Origin of the sequence: Tolypothrix sp. PCC 7601 (assembly GCF_025677855.1) — a bacterium.
Taxonomy (GTDB): domain Bacteria; phylum Cyanobacteriota; class Cyanobacteriia; order Cyanobacteriales; family Nostocaceae; genus Aulosira; species Aulosira diplosiphon.
Map to the genome: position 1 here is coordinate 1,628,498 of NZ_CP064879.1, position 21,212 is coordinate 1,649,709.

Sequence of the window (21,212 nt, forward strand, 5' to 3'; positions counted from 1 at the left end):
CAAGATGGTCAAGCCTATTAGCTCAAAATCCGCACGAGAGCGTTTTAATATTTCTAGATTGGCGATTGAATTTTCGTGGTTGACGGTAGGTTTTTGGATTGCTGTGACGGTAGCTGGACTGTTAGCTTTCAGCTCCCTCAAGTATGCTTTGTTTCCAGATATTACCTTTCCTGTCGTGGTGGTAAATGCTACCGCCCCTATAGAAACGGCTCTGGATACGGAGACAAAACTGACTCAACCAATAGAAAAAGGTTTGCAATCTCTGGAAGGACTTGAGGATATCCGCTCATCGACTTATCCAGGGCAAACTGCTGTGAGTTTGTCTTTTGTAGTTGGCACAAACCTCGACTCTTCAACTCGCCAAGTAGAAAAAGCGCTGAAAAAGTTAACCCTGACTCAGGGAGCAAATTACAAAATTATTCCGCTGAACTTGAATGAGTCAGCTGCCATTAGTTACGCCATCGAGAGTTCCTCAGGGAATCTTACGGATTTGACGAAATTGGCAAAAGACCAAATAGTTCCCGCGATCGCTAAGGTGCCAGGGGTGTTAAAAGTAGCACTATTAGGTACCGCTCATACATCACCTCCCCAGTTATCAGCGAATGCAGGGGATTTACCTACAGGCGGGGCTACTTTAGTTCACTTTAATGGTAAAGATGCTTTAGCATTTCAGGTCATCAAAAAAGGTACCGCCAATACTTTAGAGGTGGTGAGCCGCGTTGAGAAAGAAGTGCAAAAGCTGCGGACTTCCCTGAAAGATGTCACACTCACCTTAGCTGCGACGCAGGCTGAGTATATCCGCAACGCCACCCATTCCACAATCGATGCTTTGATTGAAGCTATAGTCTTGTCGGTAGTGGTGATATTTCCATTTTTATGGAACTGGCAAGCCACGTTAATTTCCGCCTTGGCGATTCCCACATCTTTGTTGGCGACATTTATCGTCATGGCGTTTTTTGGCTTCAATTTAGAAACCATCACCCTGTTAGCCCTAGCTTTGGTAATTGGTAGTATTGTCGATGATGCGATCGTGGATGTAGAAAACATCATGCGGCACGTCGAGGACGGCGAAACTCCCCGTCAAGCTGCACTTGCTGCTACCAATGAAATTGGGCTGACAGTTACCGCCGCCACCTTCACCGCCGTAGCAGTATTTCTGCCCATTGGGTTGATGGGGGGAGTTATTGGTCAGTTTTTCAAGCCATTTGGAATTACTGTTTCTGCTGCCATGCTAGCTTCATTGCTAGTCGCCAGAACTTTATCGCCAGTACTGTCGATTTATTGGCTCAAACCTCCCTCTTCCCGTTCCCGTCGCCGCGAATCTCATCTATGGATTCGCTTTGCTCAAAGTTACCGCGATTTGCTGAGTTGGTCTTTGGATCACAAGCGAATTGTCATGGGGTTAGCTTTAATCAGCTTCATTGGGGGTATCGCCATCATTCCCATGATTCCCAAAGGCTTTATTCCCAAACTCGATCGCGGCGAATTTAACATTACCTACACCGCCCCGTTGTTGAGTTTACCTGAGCATTTGAGAGCAGCGCAGGAGGCAGGGGGCAGGGAGCAGGGGGGACAAGAGGCAGGGGGCAGGGGGCAGGGGGCAGGGGGAAATATAAATTCCCAATCCCCAATCCCCAATTCCCAGTCCCCAGTCCCCAGTCCCCAGTCCCCAGTCCCCATTACCCCTTATCCCCAGAGGGGGCCCCGAGTTCCCCAATCCCCAATCCCCAACCCCCTAGACGATTCTTTGCAAGTTGCGAGAAAGTTGGAAGAGGTGGTGAGAAAATCGCCTGCTGTGGCAACTGTATTTACTACCGTGGGTTCCCGGGAGGGTGAGCCGAATAAAGGTACCCTGTATGTGAAACTGAAGGAAGACCGCAAAATCACCACTGCGGAACTGCAGGATCAATTTCGTTCCTCTTTGCCCAATCTGCCTGGGGTGACTACCAGCGTAGAAGATATTCAATTTGTGGATACTGGTGGGCAAAAACCTTTGCAATTAGCCTTAAGAGGGAATGACCTCAAAGCACTAGGTAAGGCAGCTAAAGATATTAAAGACCGCTTAGTAAAATTGCCAGGATTCGCTGATATAAGTGTTACAGGTGATAACAATCAAAGCGATCAGATTTTTCAAATTGAGCGTCTCAATAATCAGCGTGTGGCTTATATTAGCGCCAACCTGGGCAAGGATATGTCTTTAGGTGATGCTACTGACAAAGTTGTATCAGTAGCTAAAGCAGTGTTACCAAAAGGTGTTTCCTTAGACTTAGGCGGCGACTCTGCCCGTTTAGGAGAAGTGTTTGGCAGCTTTGGCACTACCTTAGCTTTATCAGCACTGTGTATTGTAGTAGTACTAATTTGGCTGTTTAAAGGCTGGGTAGACCCCTTAGTAATTGGCGTTTCTTTGCCCTTAGCTATAGTAGGGGCGATGTTGGCACTGTTAATTACTAAGAGTGACTTCGGCATGATTTCCCTGATTGGCTTTGTATTTTTGTTGGGTATCGCCAATAAAAATGCCATTTTGATTGTTGATTACATCAATCAATTGCGGAAATCAGGACTAGAACGGAAAGAAGCTATCCTCAAAGCCGGGCCAGTGCGCCTCAGACCAATTATGATGACCACTGCGGCGACAATTTTAGGCATGGTACCCATCGCCTTGGGGTTGGGAGCAGGTTCAGAATTGCGATCGCCTATGGCTGTTGCGATCGCTGGTGGTTTAGTTAGTTCCACTGTCCTAAGTTTAATTGTTGTGCCTGTGGTCTACGTCATCTTAGATGATTGGTTTCCTCGGTTCAAAAAGCGGGGTAACAATTGATGCGGGTTTTTGTAACCGGGGGTACTGGTTTTATTGGTGCCCATTTGGTAAGGTTGCTGTTACAAGAAGGATATACAGTCAAAGCACTGGTACGCCCTAGCAGCAACCTGCAAAACCTCCAAGGGCTAGAGGTAGAAATTGTCAAGGGCGATCTCAATGATGGCGATTTGGCGCAGAAAATGCAGGGTTGTCAATATTTGTTTCATGTTGCAGCCCATTATTCCCTTTGGCAAACAGACCAAGAGCTACTTTACCGCCACAACGTCCAAGGTACGCGCAACGTTTTAACCGCAGCCCAACAAGCTGGAATTGAACGCACTGTATATACCAGTTCTGTCGCCGCAATTGGGGTCGGGGAATCTGGTAAAGTCGTAGATGAAACTCATCAGAGTCCCTTAGAGAAATTGGTTGGTCACTACAAAAAGTCAAAATTTCTGGCGGAACAGGTAGCAATGCAAGCAGCTAGTAAAGGTCAGGAAATCGTTGTGGTCAATCCTAGCAGCCCAATTGGGCCCTTGGATATTAAACCTACCCCCACAGGGGATATTATCCTGCGGTTTTTGCGGCAACAAATGCCCTTTTACATGGATACTGGCTTGAATTTTATTGATGTGCGAGATGTAGCCAAGGGTCATTTACTAGCATTAACGCAAGGTAAATCAGGCGATCGCTATATCTTAGGGCATCAAAATCTTACTCTGAAGCAACTTTTAGAACAACTTGCCCAAATCACAAGTTTAAAAGCCCCGCAAAAGGCTGTACCTGCTTGGCTACCCCTAACTGCTGCTTGGATAGATGAAAAAATTCTCGCACCATTTGGTAAATCGCCCTCAGTACCCTTAGATGGTGTACGCATGGCGCAACAACCCATGTACTACGATGCATCCAAAGCAGTCAGAGAATTAGGCTTACGCCAATCTTCCCTCACCACAGCCCTCAAAGATGCTGTTGATTGGTTTGTTAGCCAAGGCTACGTCAACCAATTTTAGATTTTGGATTTTGGATTTTAGATTGACAATTTGATATTTGTTCCACCCAAGGCTGTGCTTGCAACAAAAACAATACAAAATCGTTCGACTGAGCGCTCACAACGAAGTCCCAAATTTAAAATCTAAAATTCGGAGGGTCAAATAAATGTTCTAGGATTTTCGTAATTACGAATTACGAATTACAAATTACGAATTGTTATTAGTGGTGTTTTAACCAACAGAGGAGTGAACAGAAGTAATGGCAATTAATCTACAACAAGCTATAGATATTGGGAAATATCTAGTTACACAACGGTTGAAAGGACGCAAACGCTTTCCTTTAGTATTAATGTTAGAACCGCTTTTTCGGTGTAACTTAGCTTGTAATGGTTGTGGTAAAATCCAGCATCCACCGGAAATATTAAAACAAAATCTTACCCCAGAACAGTGCTTTGCTGCTGTGGAAGAATGCGGCGCACCAGTGGTTTCCATTCCTGGGGGAGAACCGCTAATGCATCCCCAAATTGATGAAATTGTGCGGGGATTAGTGGAACGCAAGAAATATATTTACTTGTGTACCAATGGTTTGTTATTAGAAAAAAGCCTCGATAAATTTCAACCTTCCCCTTACCTCACCTTCAGCGTTCATTTAGACGGAATGCGCGATTTACACGACAAATCTGTTGATCGCAAAGGCGTTTTTGATATTGCTGTTAAAGCCATTCGTGCTGCTAAAGCTAGGGGTTTTCGCGTCACAACTAACACCACCATCTTTGATGGTACTGACCCCAAAGAAATGCATGAGTTTTTTGAGTTTCTAGAAACTCTGAATACAGATGGAATGATGATTTCTCCTGGTTATAGCTACGAATTAGCACCAGATCAAAATCATTTTCTCCAGCGTGAACAAACACACGCCTTATTCCGGGAAATCTTGGCTCCCCAGAAAGCAGGCAAGAAAAACTGGAACTTCAATCACAACCCCTTATATTTAGACTTTCTCACTGGTGAGAAAGACTATGAATGTACACCTTGGGGTAGTCCTAGTTACAGCGTTTTCGGTTGGCAAAAACCCTGTTACCTATTTGGTGATGGTTATTACGCCACCTTTAAGGAATTGCTAGAAGAAACCGATTGGAGCCAATACGGCCGCGCCAGTGGTAATCCCAAATGTGCCGATTGCATGATGCACTGTGGCTACGAACCGACAGCCGCAATGGATGCAATGCAACCACAAAACATTGCCCGTTCTCTCGGTACTGTGTTTGGTAAATAACTGACAAACTCCCACAATTCAGTCAGCCAGAAGTGTGGGATCAATAACTACTCAGTTAAGCGTTTTGAACTGAAAATTGGTTAAGGGGGAAAGGTTAAAGGGTTTTTTCTTTCCCTTGAACCATTCCCCTTTTTCCCCTTAACCGACAAATATCGAGTTTGGGTTGCTCACAACTCATCACTTATCTGAAACTGATTTTTCTTTGCTCCCATTTTGCTCTCGAACAGTTGCTAGCCCATGTATACCTATTGCTGTAATTACTCCTCCCAGCAATCCCCATGTCCCATCAGCAAATACATTAATGCGATGCGCTAAAGTCCGATGATAGGCGTAATCTAACTGCCCATAACTAAGTTTTGCATTTTTTGCTAGCCTTTCTACATTGTTTTCAGCTTTTCCTAGCGCGTCATAATCCAAAATAAACCAATACAGCGATATTCCCACCACTGCTAAACCAGGCATAACTAAAGTAATTAGAAGAATTGCTTTGCGAGTATTCATATAAATTAATTTAGGGTTTGGTATTTGGTGTTTGGTGTTTGGTAATGGGTAATTGGTAATGGGTAATGGGTAATGGGTAATTGGTAATGTTTATTTCCCCTTGTCTCCTTTTACCCTGATCCTCCTCATCTCCCTCATCTCCCTCATCTCCCTCATCCCCCTCATCCCCCTCATCTCCCTCATCTCCTACTCCTCAACACCAATGACATTACCATGAGTCTGTGTTAAAACTTGGCTGAAAAAGTTGATACAGATTAAATTAAGTTTGAGTAGGTGGGCCGGATTTTGAAAATCATCCTCATGGTGTTGGCTTGGAGTCATCGCTTTTGGCAATTTCACACCATGAACAAGAGATTTTGGTATTGGTGGCAAATGGTATTGTCTGGGATTTTATGTGTCATTTTTTTGACATTAATTCTAGCTTTGCCAATCTATGCAACTGATACACCATCAATTAATACCCTCAAGCAGCAGCAGCAACAAGTTCAGCAACAACGTCAGAATGTAGTTCAAGAACGCGATCGCTTAACTAATCTGCAAGAAGCCGCAAAAAATCGCCTCAATGGGTTACAACAAAATCTGCAAACCACTGATAGCCACATTCAAGATACGGAATTGCGCTTAAACCAAGCTAATCAACGCTTGCAAGAATTGGAGACTGATTTAGATGTAGCAGAAATTTCCTATGAAGAGCAACAAGCAGCCACAGTTGCACGATTGCGCTTTCTGCAGCGATCGCCTGCTAGCCAGGGATGGGGAATCTTACTGCAAAGTGAAAATATTAGTGATTTTATCAGCCGTCGTCATCAGCTAAAGTTGGTCTACCAAGCAGATCGGCAAATTTTGGCAAAACTTAATCAAAAAGCCAAGTTAATTAGTCAACAAAAAACCGCAGTAGAGCAGCAAAAAAACGAAATAGCGCTGATTCGTCTACAATTACTAGCGCAGAAAGCTGATTATCAAGCGCAAGCGCAGTCACAATCAGAGTTAATTGAACGCCTGAATAGCGATCGCTTGGCTTTAGAAGCAGCACAAAACCAACTAGAACAAGATTCCAAAAATATAGAAATTCTCATTCAACAAAAGATTGCAGAAGCACAAGCGAAAACCAACAGCAACAGTAAAAGCGTGATTATTCGCGGCACAGGGATGTTCGCATATCCCAGTGATGCACCTACTAGCAGTCCTTTTGGTTGGCGAATACACCCAATTCTCGGCTATCGTCGCTTTCACGCTGGGCTAGACTTTGCCGCTAGTTATGGTAGTACAATTCGCGCCGCTGATTCGGGAACAGTAATTTTTGCTGGCTGGTATGGCGGTTATGGAAAAGCTGTAATTATCGACCATGGCAACGGTATTACTACACTTTACGGTCATACCAGCGAATTGTTCGTTTCCGAAGGACAAGGAGTACAACGCGGACAAGCGATCGCGGCTGTGGGTTCCACTGGTTTATCTACCGGGCCTCACCTGCATTTTGAAGTAAGGCGTAATGGCACACCTGTAGATCCCGCCAGTTATCTTTAAGCTTGAGGAGTGCGATCGCACTTCTCATCTGCAAATTTTATCCTCAACTTGTTCTCATCGAAAAGATTAAGGGCGGGTGGCTTAGGGAATAGAGTAACAGATTCCAGATCTGTGGGTCGGGGGTTCAAATTCCTCCGCGCTCGTTTTGTACATTCACTCATTTCTTGTCGTGTTGACAGATTAATGTCCTTGGTGAATTATAAGAGACATTAAACCAAGCTTCTTAGGATACAAAGCCTTGTAGTTACCAATAGTAGAAGCGAGACTTAAAACTTTTGATCAGGAACTAGAGCAGTGCATAGACTATGGACAAACTCTAGGGTGAAGTTTGCTGACTCAACTTACTTGACTAAATAGAGAAAATATTGTTGAGTAAGTATGATTTCATGACGGTTGATTTTGTCTGTATGCAATTGGTAATTAACCTCATAACTTAAATAATATTCCTTGATTTCAAGTTAGCAATAACGTATTTTTTTAGTTAAAAATAAGTTGTATATATATTTAAAATTTCGTGTAAACAATGGAGTATACATTCGGTTTAGTTACTATTTTCAATCAATATATTATGCAAAATATTGAGGTTTTAATGATATTAATAAAATATTTTTAATAATAGTAAATAAATTGTGTCTACTTTGAGTCATAATAAATAAAATAGTTGCTATTATAACCATTTCATCGTGATCCAAACGACTCTGAATTTAAAAAATCTGGAAAGTCCAGTCAATCCAGTATTTGCCAACCATGAAACTTTTCACCCTCGGTTTGGTTGGTTGAAAAAAGGATTCGATGCAGCTCAGAGAAATCCAGGTATTTTCTTACAAGATGATGCACCTGTACGTCTGGGCGTTGGTAAAAATATGGTACGAGCTATTCGCTATTGGTGTAGTGCTTTCAAAATTATTGATAAAAATAGCTTACCAACAACATTTGGAGAAAAACTGTTAGGAAACAATGGTTGGGACTCTTATTTAGAAGATCCGGCATCTTTATGGCTATTACATTGGAATTTGTTAAAGCCTACTTGTGAAGCGGCGGCTTGGTATTATATTTTTAATGTTTTTCGAGATTTAGATTTTACCAAAGAAGATATTTTAGCAGGTTTGAAGGATTATATTAAAAGTTTCAATAAAACCATTGCTGATTCTTCTTTTATCAAAGATGTCAATTGTATTTTACGAATGTATTCAGCACAGGATTTGATTAGAGATAATACCCCAATTGAAGATTCTATAGATTGTCCGTTTAACGAATTAGGTTTAATTCGTAATTTCGGCAAAAGTTATCAGTTTAAAATTGGCTCAAAGTCTAACTTACCAGAATCGATTATAGTAGCAGCTTGTTTAGAATATGCGAGTTGGGCAAATCAAGATAGCAATACAATTACTATTCGTAAGTTACTTTATGATGAAGGTAGTCCAGGGATGGTATTTAAACTGACGGAAAATATTTTATGTGCAGCTATTGAAACAGTTGCTAAAGAATTTAATACGATAGTTTTGGAAGATACTGCTGGACTCATTCAGTTATCATTACCTAATGAACCAGATGTTGTAGCTGCGGAAATTTTAGATAATTATTATAATTCCTAATGAAAATGAGTAAAAATATGACTAACAAAAAGCTATCCCACTATTTTAGCCTCCAGCGTCGCTATTCTCGTTCAATTAATTTAGAAAGAGATTTAGATAGTGTGGAAGCTTTAGAGGGTTATGTGCTAACTAAAAGAGCAATTGATTCTCTAAAACGTATTGTAAATAGTTTTAATTCTGATGAAGGAAATAGGGCTTGGACTTTAACCAGTGTTTACGGTACTGGGAAATCTGCTTTTGCTCATTATTTAATTTCTCTGGCTGCTAATTCTCAAAGTCAAATACATCTTAAAGCTTTATCAATAGCTGAAAATAAATTAGGTAAAGATAGTGATATTTATCAATTAATTGAGGAAAAAATTCACCCGACAGGATTAATTAGGGCTGTAGCTACAGGACAAAGAGAACCGATTAGCCACACCATTATTAGAGCTTTATTAACAGGCATTAATAGTTTTTGGACTCCTAGCCAAAGAAACAAAATTAATACTGTGCGTCAATTAGTAGATTTAGAAGCGGAAATTAATGAGGGTGGTAAGCTTGATAGTAGAGAAATTCCTAATTTAGTGTTGGCATTAGCTGCGGAATCTCAAAGTGGAATTTTCCTGGTAATTGACGAACTAGGAAAGAATTTAGAGTATGCTGCTCATGCTCAAGGTGATGAAGATTTATATCTTTTACAACAATTAGCTGAATTACCAAAAAATCAAAAAAATCCTATTTATATTTTAGGAATTTTACACCAGGCTTTTGCAGAATATGGGCAAAGATTAGCAACTATTCAAAAGAACGAATGGGCGAAAATTCAGGGGAGATTTGAAGATATTTCTTTTACTGAATCATCTGGACAAATGATGAGTTTGATTGGTGAAGCAATTAACTCTTCTCTTCGAGAGACTTCGTCAACAGCAGCAGATAATATTAGGATTGCCACCCATACTTATGCTCTGGAATGGTTTGAAAATTTAGAATCAATGCTGGCAGATGAAGAAGTAACGGAGCAAATTATCCAAAAAGTTTATCCATTACATCCTTTATCGGCTTTGGTGTTACCAAGCCTTTGTCAAAAATATGCTCAAAATGACCGTTCTTTGTTCACATTTTTAACTAGTAGCGAACCATTATCGTTTCGGAATTTCTTAGAAACAGTCACACTGAAAAACCATGAATGGCCTTGTCTGAAATTGTACCAAGTTTATGATTATTTTATTGAATCTGCGGGAATGGGTTTAGCTTCTCGTCCTAATTTGCAAAGATGGGTGGAAGTTCAAGATTTAATTAATGATGCGAAACGATTAGAAGAAGATAGTCTCAGGGTACTAAAAACTATTGGTGTTCTGAACCTGATTACAGTTACAGGTTCGATGAGGGCGACAAGAACTTTAGTCTCTTTAGCAATGTGCAATATTCCCTCAGCAGCAGAGATTAATTATTGGCAGGAAATTATTGATAAACTGTTAAAACAAAATCTTATTACTCATCGTCGTCAGTTAGATGAATTGCGAATTTGGCAAGGTTCTGATTTTAATGTTGACAGTGAGTTAAGTATATATATAGAACAAGAGCGATCGCCTTTAGTAAAACTCTTATCTATTCACCGTCCTCTTAAGCCTTTAGTCGCACAACGTCACAGTTATCAAACAGGGACTTTGCGTTATTTTGAACGGCATTATTTAGATAAATCCCAAGATTTGAGCAAATTAAGCTGTAATAGTTTGGATGCTGATGGTTTTGTGGGGTATTGGGTAGATGAAGAACTTCCTATCTCTGTTCCTTCCACAACTAGCAATGGGAAACCATTAGTAATTTTGAGTGCAGCTAACTTAGATATTTTGCGAATTCGTACCCTAGAATTTGTGGCTTTGAATAATATCAAAAAAACAGCCAAAGAGTTACAAACTGATGGGGTAGCACGCAAAGAGGTAAATTATCGCCTACAAGAAGCTGAAGAATTTTTAGATGAAACCCTTAATCAGTCCTTTAGTATTGGGGGAAATCAGCAATGTTGGATTCAAGGACAAGTTGAAAAGCTGAACAACATTAGCGATTTTAATAGTAAGCTTTCTGAGATTTGCGATCGCGTTTATCATCGCAGTCCCATTTTGTGGAATGAATTAATTAACCGTCGTGATTTAACCTCTCAAGGGGCGAAAGCTAGACGTGAATTGATTCAAGCAATGTTGGAACATCAAAATGAAGAGAAATTAGGCTTAGAAGGTTATGGGCCGGAAGTTAGTATGTATTATTCTCTGTTAGAAGAAACAGGGATTCATCGTCAGGAAGAAGGATATTGGGATTTTTATCCCCCATCAGAAAACTCAGGGTTAAATTCTCTGTGGGAAGCAGTTGAGGATTTTTGTTTAGCAGCTACAGAAAAAAGCCAAACCTTTGATTTGCTATATCAGCATTTAGCTACACCTCCATTCGGTGTGAAACAGGGTGCAGTTCCGGTAATTTTGGCGGCTGTACTTTTACACCATGCTGATGATTTGGGATTGTATCAAGATGGGACATTTATTCCTGTATTAGGAACTGAACATTTTGAGTTATTAGTAAAATATCCTGAACGATTTGCAGTTAAATATTTTGCAGTAGTTGGATTAAGGGCAGAAGTCTTCAAAGAATTAGAAGCAATTTTACGCAATCCTCAGTTAAAAAAATTAGGTAAAGTGCGTAACGCCACCTTGTTAACAGTTGTGACTCCGCTTTATCAATTTGTTAAAAAACTGCCTAAATATACTCAACAAACCCGCAATTTGGCAGCAGAACCAAGAGCAATTTTAAAAGCATTACAAACTACTGTCGAACCAGATGAATTGTTGTTTAAGGCCTTACCAGCAGCTTGTAATTTACCCTCAATAGGGATTGAAACTGGCGATGATGGTGTAACTGCGAAAACTTTACGGACTAAATTAGTTCACGCCCTCAGAGAAATTCATACAGCTTACGATCGCTTATTAAGCGATTGTCAGAAACTCATTTATGAAGCCTTTGGTGTGAGAAGCCAGGAAACAAAACTCAGGGAAGATTTGCGAGTCAGGGCGAATTATTTAGCAGGGAAATGTATTGAGCCGCTACTAAAACGCTTTATTCGTGCTGCATCGGATGAAAGCAAGAGTGATTCTCAGTGGTTAGAAGCTTTGGTGATGATTGTGGCGGATAAACCCGCTGAATCTTGGACAGATGATGATGCGACTGCATTTGAAATGAAGTTAGCGGATTTGGTGCGACGGTTTAAAAATCTGGAAGCTTTACAAAAAGAAGTCGCCGCCAAAGGAGAAGGTTTTGAAGCGCGACGGATTACCATGACTCGTCCTGATGGTCAGGAAATTCATCAAATGGTATGGGTAGATCATGGTAGAGAATCGCAGGTTGAAAAGATTGTTGACAAAATTTTGGCAGAATTACCTGACGATCAGCAGTTACGCCAAGCGATTTTAGCGAAGTTGAGTGAACGGATTTTAAATCCCGATGTGGGAGAAGGGGTGAAAAAGATTGAGGAAAAGCGATCGGATGAAATGAACAAGAAAAAGTTAGGATAAACAAGATCCCCGACTTCTTGAAGAAGTCGGGGATCTGAACCTCTCAAATTTAGTGATGATTTATCCTTGTTGTTGGTTTAACCAATTTTCTAAATCAGCCACATTAGAAAAGTCTAGTAATGCTTCTCCTAAATTTTCTAATTGTTCAATCGATAATTCTTGAATGCGATCAATTAATGATTGATTAATTTCCCCAATCCGGCGATTGAGTAACCGTAATATTAATTCTTGTTCTCCTTCTCTCCTTCCCTCTTGCTTTCCTTCTAACTTGGCTTGTTCTCTATCTCTTTGATAAAGCGGTTCTAATCGCATAACTAACTCCCTATCATCTGCTGATAATTCTTGATTGATTCTCAAGTTTTCGCGCAAGTTGTAAACTAATTCAAGAGTGGCTTTTTGGTATGGATGATTTAATGGTAACTCTTGCAATTCGATAATCGCTTGTGACTGTACGTTTCCTCTACCTAAAAGCCTCAACCATAATGTTTCCGGTGTTTGTGGTAGTTGATGTATGGCGACAATTGCTGTCCGTAGTGCATCTGGGAGAAAATGTACTCCTGATAACCAATCTGATTTTTGCACAGTGCCAAAGCTAGATAATCTCGTTTCCGATACTGTGGGAGTCAGAATCCACAATTTGGGAATTTCTGAGTCTTGAAGTTTGATTTTGTTGGCTTTAGCTTCGCGTCGTAATGAAGCTTTGACTTCTAATAATTTGAGGATACAGTCGCATATTTCATCGCTAGAAGCTGGATTGCGGAATGGTTCTATGATGGCGGGATTTTCGGCAAATTTTCCTAGTAAACCCAAGATTTGTAAATTAGAGTTTTGCTGTTTGTTAGGCGTGAAGAAAACATCTATTTCTTTTATCTCTCCTGAGATTTTTTCTGATGCTTTGACTTCTCCGTAATCTTTGAGTAACTCTTCTAGATAGTCCTTAGCGAATTTGTCATGTATGAAGCGTGTCATTCAGTTAATAGTCTAAGTTTTTTTAAGCCACTCCATATCCTGTATATGGACGTTTATATGGTGGTTGTAAACCGAATACAATATCTTCCTTTGGTACTCCCATTTCCAAAAGTTCCTGTGCTAAATCTATATCTGTCATATTCTGCTGAATCCAGATTTTGCCATTTTTAATATCAAAATGAATGATACTGTGATACACACGGCTTAAACCATTCCAACCTATACGCATTAACTGATAATGGTCGTGTATTGTATCAAATATTAATTGATTTTCGATTTCTTCATGGTTATATTTATATTTGCCGTGTTGAGTTAAAATATTTTGGATATATTGACGATAATTTTCTAGCTTTTCCATTCCAAAATTACCTCCATTATTGGTTCGTATACTATTAGTTTTAATTGATGTTTTTGCACTGCAGTTTTAGCAAGTTTTGTCTGAAAAAATGTTTCATGAGCATCAACCGGAATTGCTAAATATAATTTACGTTCTGGCTCATTCTCTTCGAGTGCAATTTGATAATTGAGAAATTACCCCAAAGCTGTATGAAAGTCACTTACCGCAGAATTACTGGCAAAACTTTTGATTTCTACAGCTATTTTTTCTCCTTCTCTTTCTGCCGCTATCAACTGTTCTGCACCTAGATCTATTTTAAGCTTTACTTCCTCAAATTCTATTTCTAATGGATCATCGGTAACTATCCAATTTTCTTTTTGAAGTGCATTTTTTACCGCTTCATGAAATAAATCTCTAGCTGACATCAGCGCATCACTTTGTTGATATGAAGACCTGTATATTCTATCAAATGTACTCTTGAATATTTTGAAGCGTAAGAGTTAGTGCGATCGCGCGGGATTTTAAAAAAAGGCGATCGCACTTCACCCTCAAGCTTCGATTTCTTAAACTTGCTATCTAATTAAGACACTCAAGACATCGCCAGATTCACCTAAGTTACCAGCTTTTACAGGTTTAGACCAAGAACCGATTTCTGCATAACCTGTAGTATACAACTGATAGATTGTCCTTCTGACTAGTTCAGGACTACCCACTAATATGTGTTTTACCTTTTCTCGCCTCACCTGGACTTGATTGCTGCTGTTATCTTCTAATCTCACAAATTCTTCCGCCATAACGCACCTATGTAACATTATCTCTTTTGTTATCATAAATGCTAACAAAAACAGAAAATAAGTTATCATAAAAGTTAACAAAATTCCGTTCGCTATCCTGTGATAATGGAAATCATGGGAAAAGCAGGACAAGCACTCAAGCAGGTTTTAGAGTCTTACAACATCAGCCAAAGCCAACTGGCGACAGCTTTAGGTGTTGAGCGTCCGATTGTCTTCCGTTGGTATCATGAAAAAATTGACCCTACTGCTGAAACTGTTGCAGACATCGTTAAGGCGTTAAATAAGATTAATCAATCAGCCGCTAATGATTTTATTCAAGTATATTTAGGCAATTTAACAGTAATTAAAAATCCAATAATGACTCAAAGTTTGCCATTATCAGACCAAGTTAATGTTACTGTTTTAGCGCAAATTTTTTCTGATACGACTAATTCTTATAAATACCTATATTTTTTATCTTTATTGGATATTCTTAAAAGAAGAAATTTTGATACTTTATCAAGTATCAGCTTTCGGGAAATTATTGTAGAAATGTTAGCAAATGCTTGGTATCCTCACAATTATTTTAAACTCTCGTTTGGGAAACAAGACCAAATCGCTAATAAATTAGATACTCTTGAATTAGAAATTACAGAACCAATTTTAAAATTTATAGATACAGATAAGAAACTTTTACGTAATACTATTAATAATCAAAATATCGAGGATATTATTAGTGATATTAATCGTTATGTTTCCTATCGCTTAATTCGTCCCTTCTTTTCTCAAGAAACTAGAGGGATAAAAGATTATGATGTTAATCCATCTATCATTAATTTAGCTAATAGCCAATTTGATAATAAAAAGCCGTTATACAGTTTTGATGCTCAAGACCAAAAAAATTGTAACGCCATTATTTTACACCCAGATTGGATTCAGTATTTAGAAAAAAATTACACAATAGTTAAGGGCTGGGCATCTTGGGAATGGTTAAATTATATGCAACAAAGAAACCCCAGTACCCCTAATGTGGTTAATAAATTATTTATGCCACAACAAAGAGATTCCTTAACGAATCAAACTAAATATTGGAAAACTATTTTAAATTATCAAGATATTGAATGTATTTATTCTCAAGTTAAATTAGATAAAGATTACATTTCATTAGATCATTATTTGCCTTGGTCATTTGTAGCGCACGATCAGCTATGGAATTTGATTCCGACTACAAAATCTGCTAACTCTTCTAAATCTAATAATTTACCATCTGAAAAATATTTTAATAGTTTTGTCGAATTGCAACATATTGGTTTGACTGTTGCCTATCAAAATATAACTCAAAGTCAATGGTTAAAATATAGTGAATCATTTGTATCTGAATTAAAAGTAAGTCAAGCAAATGATTTATTAAATTTAGAAATTTTGAGAAATGCTTATCAAATAACAACCCTACCTTTAATTTCTTTAGCAACGATGCAAGGTTTTAGCCCTGATTGGGTTTACACCTGAGAAACAATGAACCCACTTTAGTAATATCAGTAGACCTAAAAGTTTTGCGATCGCTAAAAAATGGTAGTTTAAGATACAGTTTTGGGGGGAAATATACAAAAGCTGATTGCTTGGCTAAATGATAAGATTAATTTATGAATAAACCCCAAAATCAATCAAAATCAGCCAGATGGCAAGTAAACTTCACAGGCGACTCCATAATTGCGGTCTACTGCTTGACGTAAAAACTCAAGCATTTGTTTAAGGGTAAATAGATGGGAGAAAACTTGTCTTGAACTTTTTTTTAAACGGCTGAGATAATGCCAGACTAGATAAATCCAAACATTAATAATTAAAAAAAGCTAAAGCTACAAATAGAAATCTAATTGTTGGATTTTTTGATAGTTGTTTTAATCCGACATTGATTTTTCATCCGATAGCTACTTTCAATTCCAAAACGGAGACGATAGTCGTCATGTATTGAATGTAATGACAACTTAACTTTATAAACAGCATAAATAAAAAAATTCTCGCCCGTGCGCTCGTCTTTTACCGTTTTTATATGTACAAACTATCCAAACTGGGAAAGTACATGAGCCATATTTATCACTGTTTAAAGTGTAAGTTGTTTTATAACTGCGCCGACCTCTAATTAATTGTCTAGTACCTCCATTTTTACCTCGAATAATTACTGGCATTTCAAAGGGAATATCCAAAGCTTGCAACCATCTGATGACTGGCACACAGAAAAATTCCCGGTCTAAATACAATCTTTCGATTTGAAGATTCAAAGGCTCAATCAGTGCTAAAAGATAAGTGATAATTGCTGCCTTCGTATTTTGTTGTTGAACAGCTTTGATAGCTAAAGTTACTCGTTTATTCTTCTTAATTACATAGACAGTAGCGTAGGCATAAAAAGAACAAGTTCCACTTTTAGCTTGACTTCTATAAATATATGGTGCTTCGGTTGGTGAGGGTTCACCATAATATGGAATTAAGTTAAAATCGATAGCAATTTTTTGTTTACCTTGTCGGATTCCATCTGGTAAGCGGCTTTGAATTGCTGCATTTAAGTCTGATTCTAAATATTTAATGTCTGAATATTTATCTAAATGGTAACGAATATCGTTGCTGGTAGGAACATTCTTTAAGACTTTGGTTGTATTTTCGATACTATCCCTTTGGGTGGCTGCTCGAATTAAAATCTCAAAGATATTTTTTTGTTCACACTTTCCTTGAGTTTGAATTGGAATATGTTCTGTTAAACAGTTAACTACTTCGTTTAAGGTTTTACTATCAGTTAGAACTGGCTCCCTTGCATTCATAGCCAAACTAAATAATCCTCAATTTTGCTTGTTTACCTCCATACTTTACAAAAATTGCATACTACAGATCCAGAACTATCTTTTGGTGGGCGCGTTACTCTTAACTTTTTCGGTGATTAATTAGTTTTACTTATTTATAGTTGTTGAAGGAGTTTTCTAAAAAATGTATTTCAGAATACGGTTTTTTTGACAATAGTCGGTTTTATAGGTATCGCTCTATGCGCGATCGCAAAACTTTTAGGTCTACTGAATATGGTTAGCCTATAGCGAAGAACTTTGCGAACAAGCGGTTACAGAATTTCAAAAAGCCTGGGACAGTTTAGGCGATCGCACCATCTCCACTTACCGCTTTTGGGGTAGCCACAACTTAGATATAGAACAAGCCCAAGATGGCTTAGTCGTAGCCGGATTAGCGAAAGTCTACAGCGCCGCTAAAAAGAGTATTCGCTTCATCAATCAACTGGGTGTGCGTTGTTCGTTGGTAATTATTGATGAAGCCCATCAAGCAGTAGCCGAAACCTATAAACTCGTACTAGATGCTTTAGTCGTCCCCTACGAAAAAACCGCCTTATTAGGCTTAACCGCCACACCCGGACGCACTTGGGCGGATATTAACGCCGATGCACAACTAGCAAAATTCTTCGCCCAGCAGAAAGTTACTTTAGAAATCCCAGGTTATGACAACCCAATTGATTATCTTGTCGATCAACAATACCTAGCTAAAGTTAACTATCGCTCTTTATTTTACGAAACTGGTATTCAACTAACTCCCCAAGACTTAAAGCGGATTAATACAGAATTAGACATTCCCCAATATATCCTCAATCGGTTAGCAGCCGACGAACAACGCAACCTCTGCATCATCCTAGAACTAGAAGCACTCGCCCAACATCATCAACGGATTATCGTTTTTAATACTTCCGTTGAACACGCCCGACTCATCGCTTCTATATTGCGTTTGCGGGGATTAAATGCTGATGCGGTGACAGGTGAAACACCCAAATCTGAACGGGAACGAATAATTTACAGCTTTAAAGACGAACAGCCGCAAACCAAAATTTTATGTAACTACGGCGTATTAACCACTGGCTTCGATGCACCCAAAACCAGCGCCGCAGTTATCGCCCGTCCTACCACATCCCTTGTTCTCTACAGCCAAATGGTAGGACGCGCCATCAGAGGACTCAAAGCTGGGGGTAATGCTACAGCCGAAATTGTCACGGTTGTGGATAGCCAACTCCCCGGTTTTGCTTCAGTCGCATCAGCTTTTCACAATTGGGAAGACGTTTGGAGGAAAATCCCATGAATGCTAACGCCCATGATATCGTTCCCACACACCTAGCAGTTCAAGCCATGCGCGACAACGGTTATAAAAACGCCGCCTATGCTTTAGCCGAATTAATGGATAATGCCATTCAAGCTGGTGCATCGCAAGTAGAACTGCTGTGTGGGGAACGTAAACAACAGGTAGAGGGAAGGAGGCGATCGCGCATTGAACAAATCGCCGTGTTAGATAATGGTTGTGGGATGGATGCGAATGTGTTACGTCTCGCCCTGCAATTTGGTAACGGTACATATTTAGATGAAGACAAACACACCGGAATTGGACGTTTTGGGATGGGTTTACCTTCGTCTTCTATTTCCCAATGTCAGAGAGTTGATGTCTGGTCATGGCAAAATGGCATAGAAAATGCACTGCATACTTATTTAGATTTAGATGAAATTAAAAATCAACGGTTGACAGAAGTACCAGAACCAACACCTAAAGCAATTCCCACAACTTGGACAAGAATTGGTCAACAATTTGGCGCAAGTGGCACATTAGTAGTATGGTCAAAAATCGACCGTTGTATTTGGAGGACTGGCAAAGCAATTATTGATAATTCGGAATTTGTGATTGGTAGAATGTATCGCAAATTCATTGATAGCGGCGATGTCAAAATCCGCATGGTAGCCTTTGATTTAGAAGCATTATATGACTTGATTGTCAATAAAGATGCCAAACCAAATGACCCTTGTTATCTCATAGAAAAAACCTCTTGTCCCGCACCATTTAATAATCAAGCTATGTTTCGTCCCTGGGAAGGAGATACATCTTATGAAGCCACTTATAAAATTAATTTTAAAGATAAAGAACATGATGTAAAAGTGCGTTTCTCTTACGCTAAAGAAGAAGCCCGTCAAGCTGAACCAGGAAAAAGCCCTGGTAATTTACCCCACGGACAACACGCTGCGAAAAATGTAGGAATTTCCGTTGTACGTGCAGGAAGAGAATTAGAATTAGATACAGGAATCGTCAGTGCTTCTGATCCTAGAGAAAGATGGTGGGGAGTAGAAGTAGAATTTCCGCCCTCTCTTGATGAGATTTTTGGAGTCACTAATAATAAACAATCAGCACGTAATTTTGGTGAACTTTTAAAATTTGATATTAAGTCTTTACTAGAAGATGGAAAAAGTATTACTCAACTAAAAGAAGAACTTGAGGCTGAAGAAGATCCAAGGAGTTCACTTTTAATTATTGCGGATAAAATTGATAGTCAACTTAAAATTATTCGTCGTTTGCTGGAAGCACAAACAAAAGGTACTCGTACTAACACTGAAAAACGTCACGACCCTTATAAACCTGAAAAAGTAGCCACTACTGTAACTCAAGAACGTAAATCGCAAGGTTACAAAGGTCAAAGTGATGCAGATGAACAATTACCCAAAGAAGAACGTAAACAAGTTATTAAAGAAACTTTAAAAGAAGAAGGCGTTACAGAAACCAAAGCCGAATTATTAGCCGCAACAACAGTAGATGATGGCTTGAAGTATACCTTTGTGGAAGCACCTCTTGATACTCCGGCTTTCTTCTCTGTTAAACCCAGAGGCGGAGCAATTATTGTTACTTTAAATACTAACCATCCAGCTTATCAAAACTTAGTAGAAATTCTCGAAGAGGATGTAGATAAAGCTGATATAGATACCTTGCGTTCTCGGTTAGTTAATTCTTTAGATGGTTTAAAATTACTATTAATGGCATGGGCAAGATATGAAGACGAACAGCCAGATGGTAAACGTAAAGATAATGCTCAAGATACTCGCATTGATTGGGGAAGAGTAGCGAGAAGATTTTTAGAGCATGAGTAGCACAGTCACAAAGCCCACGGTAACAACAAGCCAAATAAACCCGCCTCTACAGTTGCTCACACAGCGCGGATAATTTGGTGAATGCAGAGCGAAACCCAAACAGGACTTACGCATCAGTTAAACTGAACTTCCCCCCAAGCAAAAAGAGCTAACTGTTATCCAGAGCGACTTTTAACGTTTTTCGCTTCGCTCTTACTGGGTACAAATTGTCAAAGGGGCTTGCGGAGCGAACTTGAGGCGTTGGCCCCCAATTTTTAGCCTGAACTTCCCCCCAAGCAAAAAGAGCTAACTGTTATCCAGAGCGACTTTTAACGTTTTTCGCTTCGCTCTTACTGGGTACAAATTGTCAAAGGGGCTTGCGGAGCGAACTTGAGGCGTTGGCCCCCAATTTTTAGCTTACCGCAGTTGTACCAACAGTTCCAGGGCTTACATGGGTACAGTAATATCTGCGCTCAAACCCGGATTGCTTACAGAGTAAAGGTTTAAGGGCTATTTAGTACATTTGCACCGGGGGAAGTTCAGGTTAAACGAAAGTAGGGGTAATTCATGAATTACCCCTACCCAATAATCAGATTTTCGTCCACATGTTGCGTAAGTCTTACCAAAATCTAGATTAATGTTGGGTTTATTTGCGTCAACCCAACCTACAATTTTGTTGCCAGTGAATAATTTAGTCAAGCTCTACTGACAAGCTCTTTTACCATTAGCCTTAGTCACTGAGAAAGCATCAAACTCTCCTTCATCAAATTCCCCTCTTACGGTTACTTGATCACCCACCGATATGTGCGAGCTGGTATTATCTCCACAGATATCATATGTATCAACTGTGATGGAACGACCATTGCTGTTTAACCTAAATCCATCTTCCCAAACTTGGCGCACAGGGCCAGAAAAGGAAGAACTTTGATTTCCAGCCATCGTAGGCAGATCTCCTAGGACTAGAAAACCGAGAAACACTAAACTT

The 21,212-nt window shown here is 39.4% G+C and carries 15 protein-coding genes, 1 tRNA gene and 1 pseudogene; 10 read left to right on the plus strand and 7 right to left on the minus strand.

Going from position 1 to position 21,212, the window contains the following annotated elements; translation table 11 throughout:
* Positions 1–4: 4 nt before the first annotated feature.
* The 3 genes from HG267_RS06755 (at position 5) to hpnH (ending at position 5,062) form a co-directional block, all read left to right on the plus strand.
* Entirely contained in the window at positions 5–2,818 is a 2,814-nt protein-coding gene (locus tag HG267_RS06755; protein WP_263420031.1) for an efflux RND transporter permease subunit, read from the plus strand.
* Complete coding sequence (gene hpnA, locus HG267_RS06760; RefSeq protein ID WP_045871731.1) at positions 2,818–3,807, plus strand: hopanoid-associated sugar epimerase; 990 nt, start codon at positions 2,818–2,820, stop codon at positions 3,805–3,807. Before HG267_RS06755 ends, hpnA begins: the two co-directional genes overlap by 1 nt.
* Before the next feature lie 238 nt (positions 3,808–4,045).
* Positions 4,046–5,062, plus strand: a complete 1,017-nt coding sequence (gene hpnH, locus HG267_RS06765) for an adenosyl-hopene transferase HpnH (RefSeq protein ID WP_045871732.1) — start codon at positions 4,046–4,048, stop codon at positions 5,060–5,062.
* A 177-nt stretch (positions 5,063–5,239) separates the two neighbouring features.
* Here the strand turns inward: hpnH and HG267_RS06770 are convergent, their stop codons facing one another.
* The gene (locus HG267_RS06770) at positions 5,240–5,563 is read right to left on the minus strand and encodes a hypothetical protein (RefSeq protein WP_045871733.1); all 324 of its coding nucleotides are present in this window, start codon (positions 5,561–5,563) and stop codon (positions 5,240–5,242) included.
* A 372-nt stretch (positions 5,564–5,935) separates the two neighbouring features.
* Between HG267_RS06770 and HG267_RS06775 the strand changes: the two genes are divergently transcribed.
* The 4 genes from HG267_RS06775 (at position 5,936) to HG267_RS06790 (ending at position 12,227) form a co-directional block, all read left to right on the plus strand.
* Positions 5,936–7,090, plus strand: a complete 1,155-nt coding sequence (locus tag HG267_RS06775) for a murein hydrolase activator EnvC family protein (RefSeq protein WP_228045702.1) — start codon at positions 5,936–5,938, stop codon at positions 7,088–7,090.
* Between the two features lie 70 nt (positions 7,091–7,160).
* Positions 7,161–7,233, plus strand: a tRNA-Trp gene (locus HG267_RS06780).
* A gap of 540 nt (positions 7,234–7,773) precedes the next feature.
* Positions 7,774–8,685 carry a DUF4007 family protein gene (locus HG267_RS06785; RefSeq protein WP_194007898.1) on the plus strand — a complete coding sequence of 304 codons (912 nt, stop codon included), beginning with the start codon at positions 7,774–7,776 and terminating at the stop codon, positions 8,683–8,685.
* Between the two features lie 17 nt (positions 8,686–8,702).
* A complete protein-coding gene (locus tag HG267_RS06790; RefSeq protein WP_045871796.1) occupies positions 8,703–12,227 on the plus strand; it encodes a hypothetical protein in 3,525 nt (1,174 codons plus the stop codon).
* Between the two features lie 60 nt (positions 12,228–12,287).
* Here HG267_RS06790 and HG267_RS06795 read toward each other — a convergent pair whose 3' ends face one another.
* The 4 genes and pseudogenes from HG267_RS06795 to HG267_RS06810 form a co-directional block, all read right to left on the minus strand.
* The gene (locus HG267_RS06795) at positions 12,288–13,196 is read right to left on the minus strand and encodes a DUF4351 domain-containing protein (protein ID WP_045871734.1); all 909 of its coding nucleotides are present in this window, start codon (positions 13,194–13,196) and stop codon (positions 12,288–12,290) included.
* 22 nt (positions 13,197–13,218) lie between these two features.
* Complete coding sequence (locus HG267_RS06800) at positions 13,219–13,554, minus strand: XisI protein (RefSeq protein WP_045871735.1); 336 nt, start codon at positions 13,552–13,554, stop codon at positions 13,219–13,221.
* Positions 13,542–13,958 (minus strand): annotated as a pseudogene (locus HG267_RS06805) (XisH family protein). The gene HG267_RS06800 and the pseudogene HG267_RS06805 overlap by 13 nt, the downstream one beginning before the upstream one ends.
* Positions 13,959–14,105: 147 nt before the next feature.
* A complete protein-coding gene (locus tag HG267_RS06810; RefSeq protein WP_045871736.1) occupies positions 14,106–14,327 on the minus strand; it encodes a hypothetical protein in 222 nt (73 codons plus the stop codon).
* 114 nt (positions 14,328–14,441) lie between these two features.
* Between HG267_RS06810 and HG267_RS06815 the strand changes: the two genes are divergently transcribed.
* On the plus strand, positions 14,442–15,815 hold the full coding sequence (locus HG267_RS06815; protein WP_071989434.1) for an HNH endonuclease domain-containing protein: 1,374 nt from the start codon (positions 14,442–14,444) through the stop codon (positions 15,813–15,815).
* A gap of 482 nt (positions 15,816–16,297) precedes the next feature.
* Here HG267_RS06815 and HG267_RS06820 read toward each other — a convergent pair whose 3' ends face one another.
* Positions 16,298–17,119, minus strand: a complete 822-nt coding sequence (locus HG267_RS06820) for an ISH3 family transposase (RefSeq protein WP_263420032.1) — start codon at positions 17,117–17,119, stop codon at positions 16,298–16,300.
* 250 nt (positions 17,120–17,369) lie between these two features.
* Here HG267_RS06820 and HG267_RS06825 point away from each other — a divergent pair, with 250 nt between their 5' ends.
* The gene (locus HG267_RS06825; protein ID WP_235623081.1) at positions 17,370–18,425 is read left to right on the plus strand and encodes a DEAD/DEAH box helicase; all 1,056 of its coding nucleotides are present in this window, start codon (positions 17,370–17,372) and stop codon (positions 18,423–18,425) included.
* Positions 18,422–20,248, plus strand: coding sequence for an ATP-binding protein (locus HG267_RS06830; protein WP_045871737.1), 1,827 nt, complete (start codon positions 18,422–18,424; stop codon positions 20,246–20,248). The genes HG267_RS06825 and HG267_RS06830 overlap by 4 nt, the downstream gene beginning before the upstream one ends.
* Positions 20,249–20,929: 681 nt before the next feature.
* Here HG267_RS06830 and HG267_RS06835 read toward each other — a convergent pair.
* Positions 20,930–21,166, minus strand: a complete 237-nt coding sequence (locus tag HG267_RS06835; protein ID WP_228045672.1) for a hypothetical protein — start codon at positions 21,164–21,166, stop codon at positions 20,930–20,932.
* Between the last annotated feature and the right edge of the window lie 46 nt (positions 21,167–21,212).

Excerpts from the sequence above, each read along its gene's own strand:
- HG267_RS06755 (WP_263420031.1), top strand. The coding sequence starts at position 5 with ATGGTCAAGCCTATTAGCTCAAAATCCGCACGAGAGCGTTTTAATATT.
- hpnA (WP_045871731.1), top strand. The coding sequence starts at position 2,818 with ATGCGGGTTTTTGTAACCGGGGGTACTGGTTTTATTGGTGCCCATTTG.
- hpnH (WP_045871732.1), top strand. The coding sequence starts at position 4,046 with ATGGCAATTAATCTACAACAAGCTATAGATATTGGGAAATATCTAGTT.
- HG267_RS06770 (WP_045871733.1), bottom strand. The coding sequence starts at position 5,563 with ATGAATACTCGCAAAGCAATTCTTCTAATTACTTTAGTTATGCCTGGT.
- HG267_RS06775 (WP_228045702.1), top strand. The coding sequence starts at position 5,936 with ATGGTATTGTCTGGGATTTTATGTGTCATTTTTTTGACATTAATTCTA.
- HG267_RS06790 (WP_045871796.1), top strand. The coding sequence starts at position 8,703 with ATGACTAACAAAAAGCTATCCCACTATTTTAGCCTCCAGCGTCGCTAT.
- HG267_RS06795 (WP_045871734.1), bottom strand. The coding sequence starts at position 13,196 with ATGACACGCTTCATACATGACAAATTCGCTAAGGACTATCTAGAAGAG.
- HG267_RS06800 (WP_045871735.1), bottom strand. The coding sequence starts at position 13,554 with ATGGAAAAGCTAGAAAATTATCGTCAATATATCCAAAATATTTTAACT.
- HG267_RS06810 (WP_045871736.1), bottom strand. The coding sequence starts at position 14,327 with ATGGCGGAAGAATTTGTGAGATTAGAAGATAACAGCAGCAATCAAGTC.
- HG267_RS06815 (WP_071989434.1), top strand. The coding sequence starts at position 14,442 with ATGGGAAAAGCAGGACAAGCACTCAAGCAGGTTTTAGAGTCTTACAAC.
- HG267_RS06820 (WP_263420032.1), bottom strand. The coding sequence starts at position 17,119 with ATGAATGCAAGGGAGCCAGTTCTAACTGATAGTAAAACCTTAAACGAA.
- HG267_RS06830 (WP_045871737.1), top strand. The coding sequence starts at position 18,422 with ATGAATGCTAACGCCCATGATATCGTTCCCACACACCTAGCAGTTCAA.
- HG267_RS06835 (WP_228045672.1), bottom strand. The coding sequence starts at position 21,166 with ATGGCTGGAAATCAAAGTTCTTCCTTTTCTGGCCCTGTGCGCCAAGTT.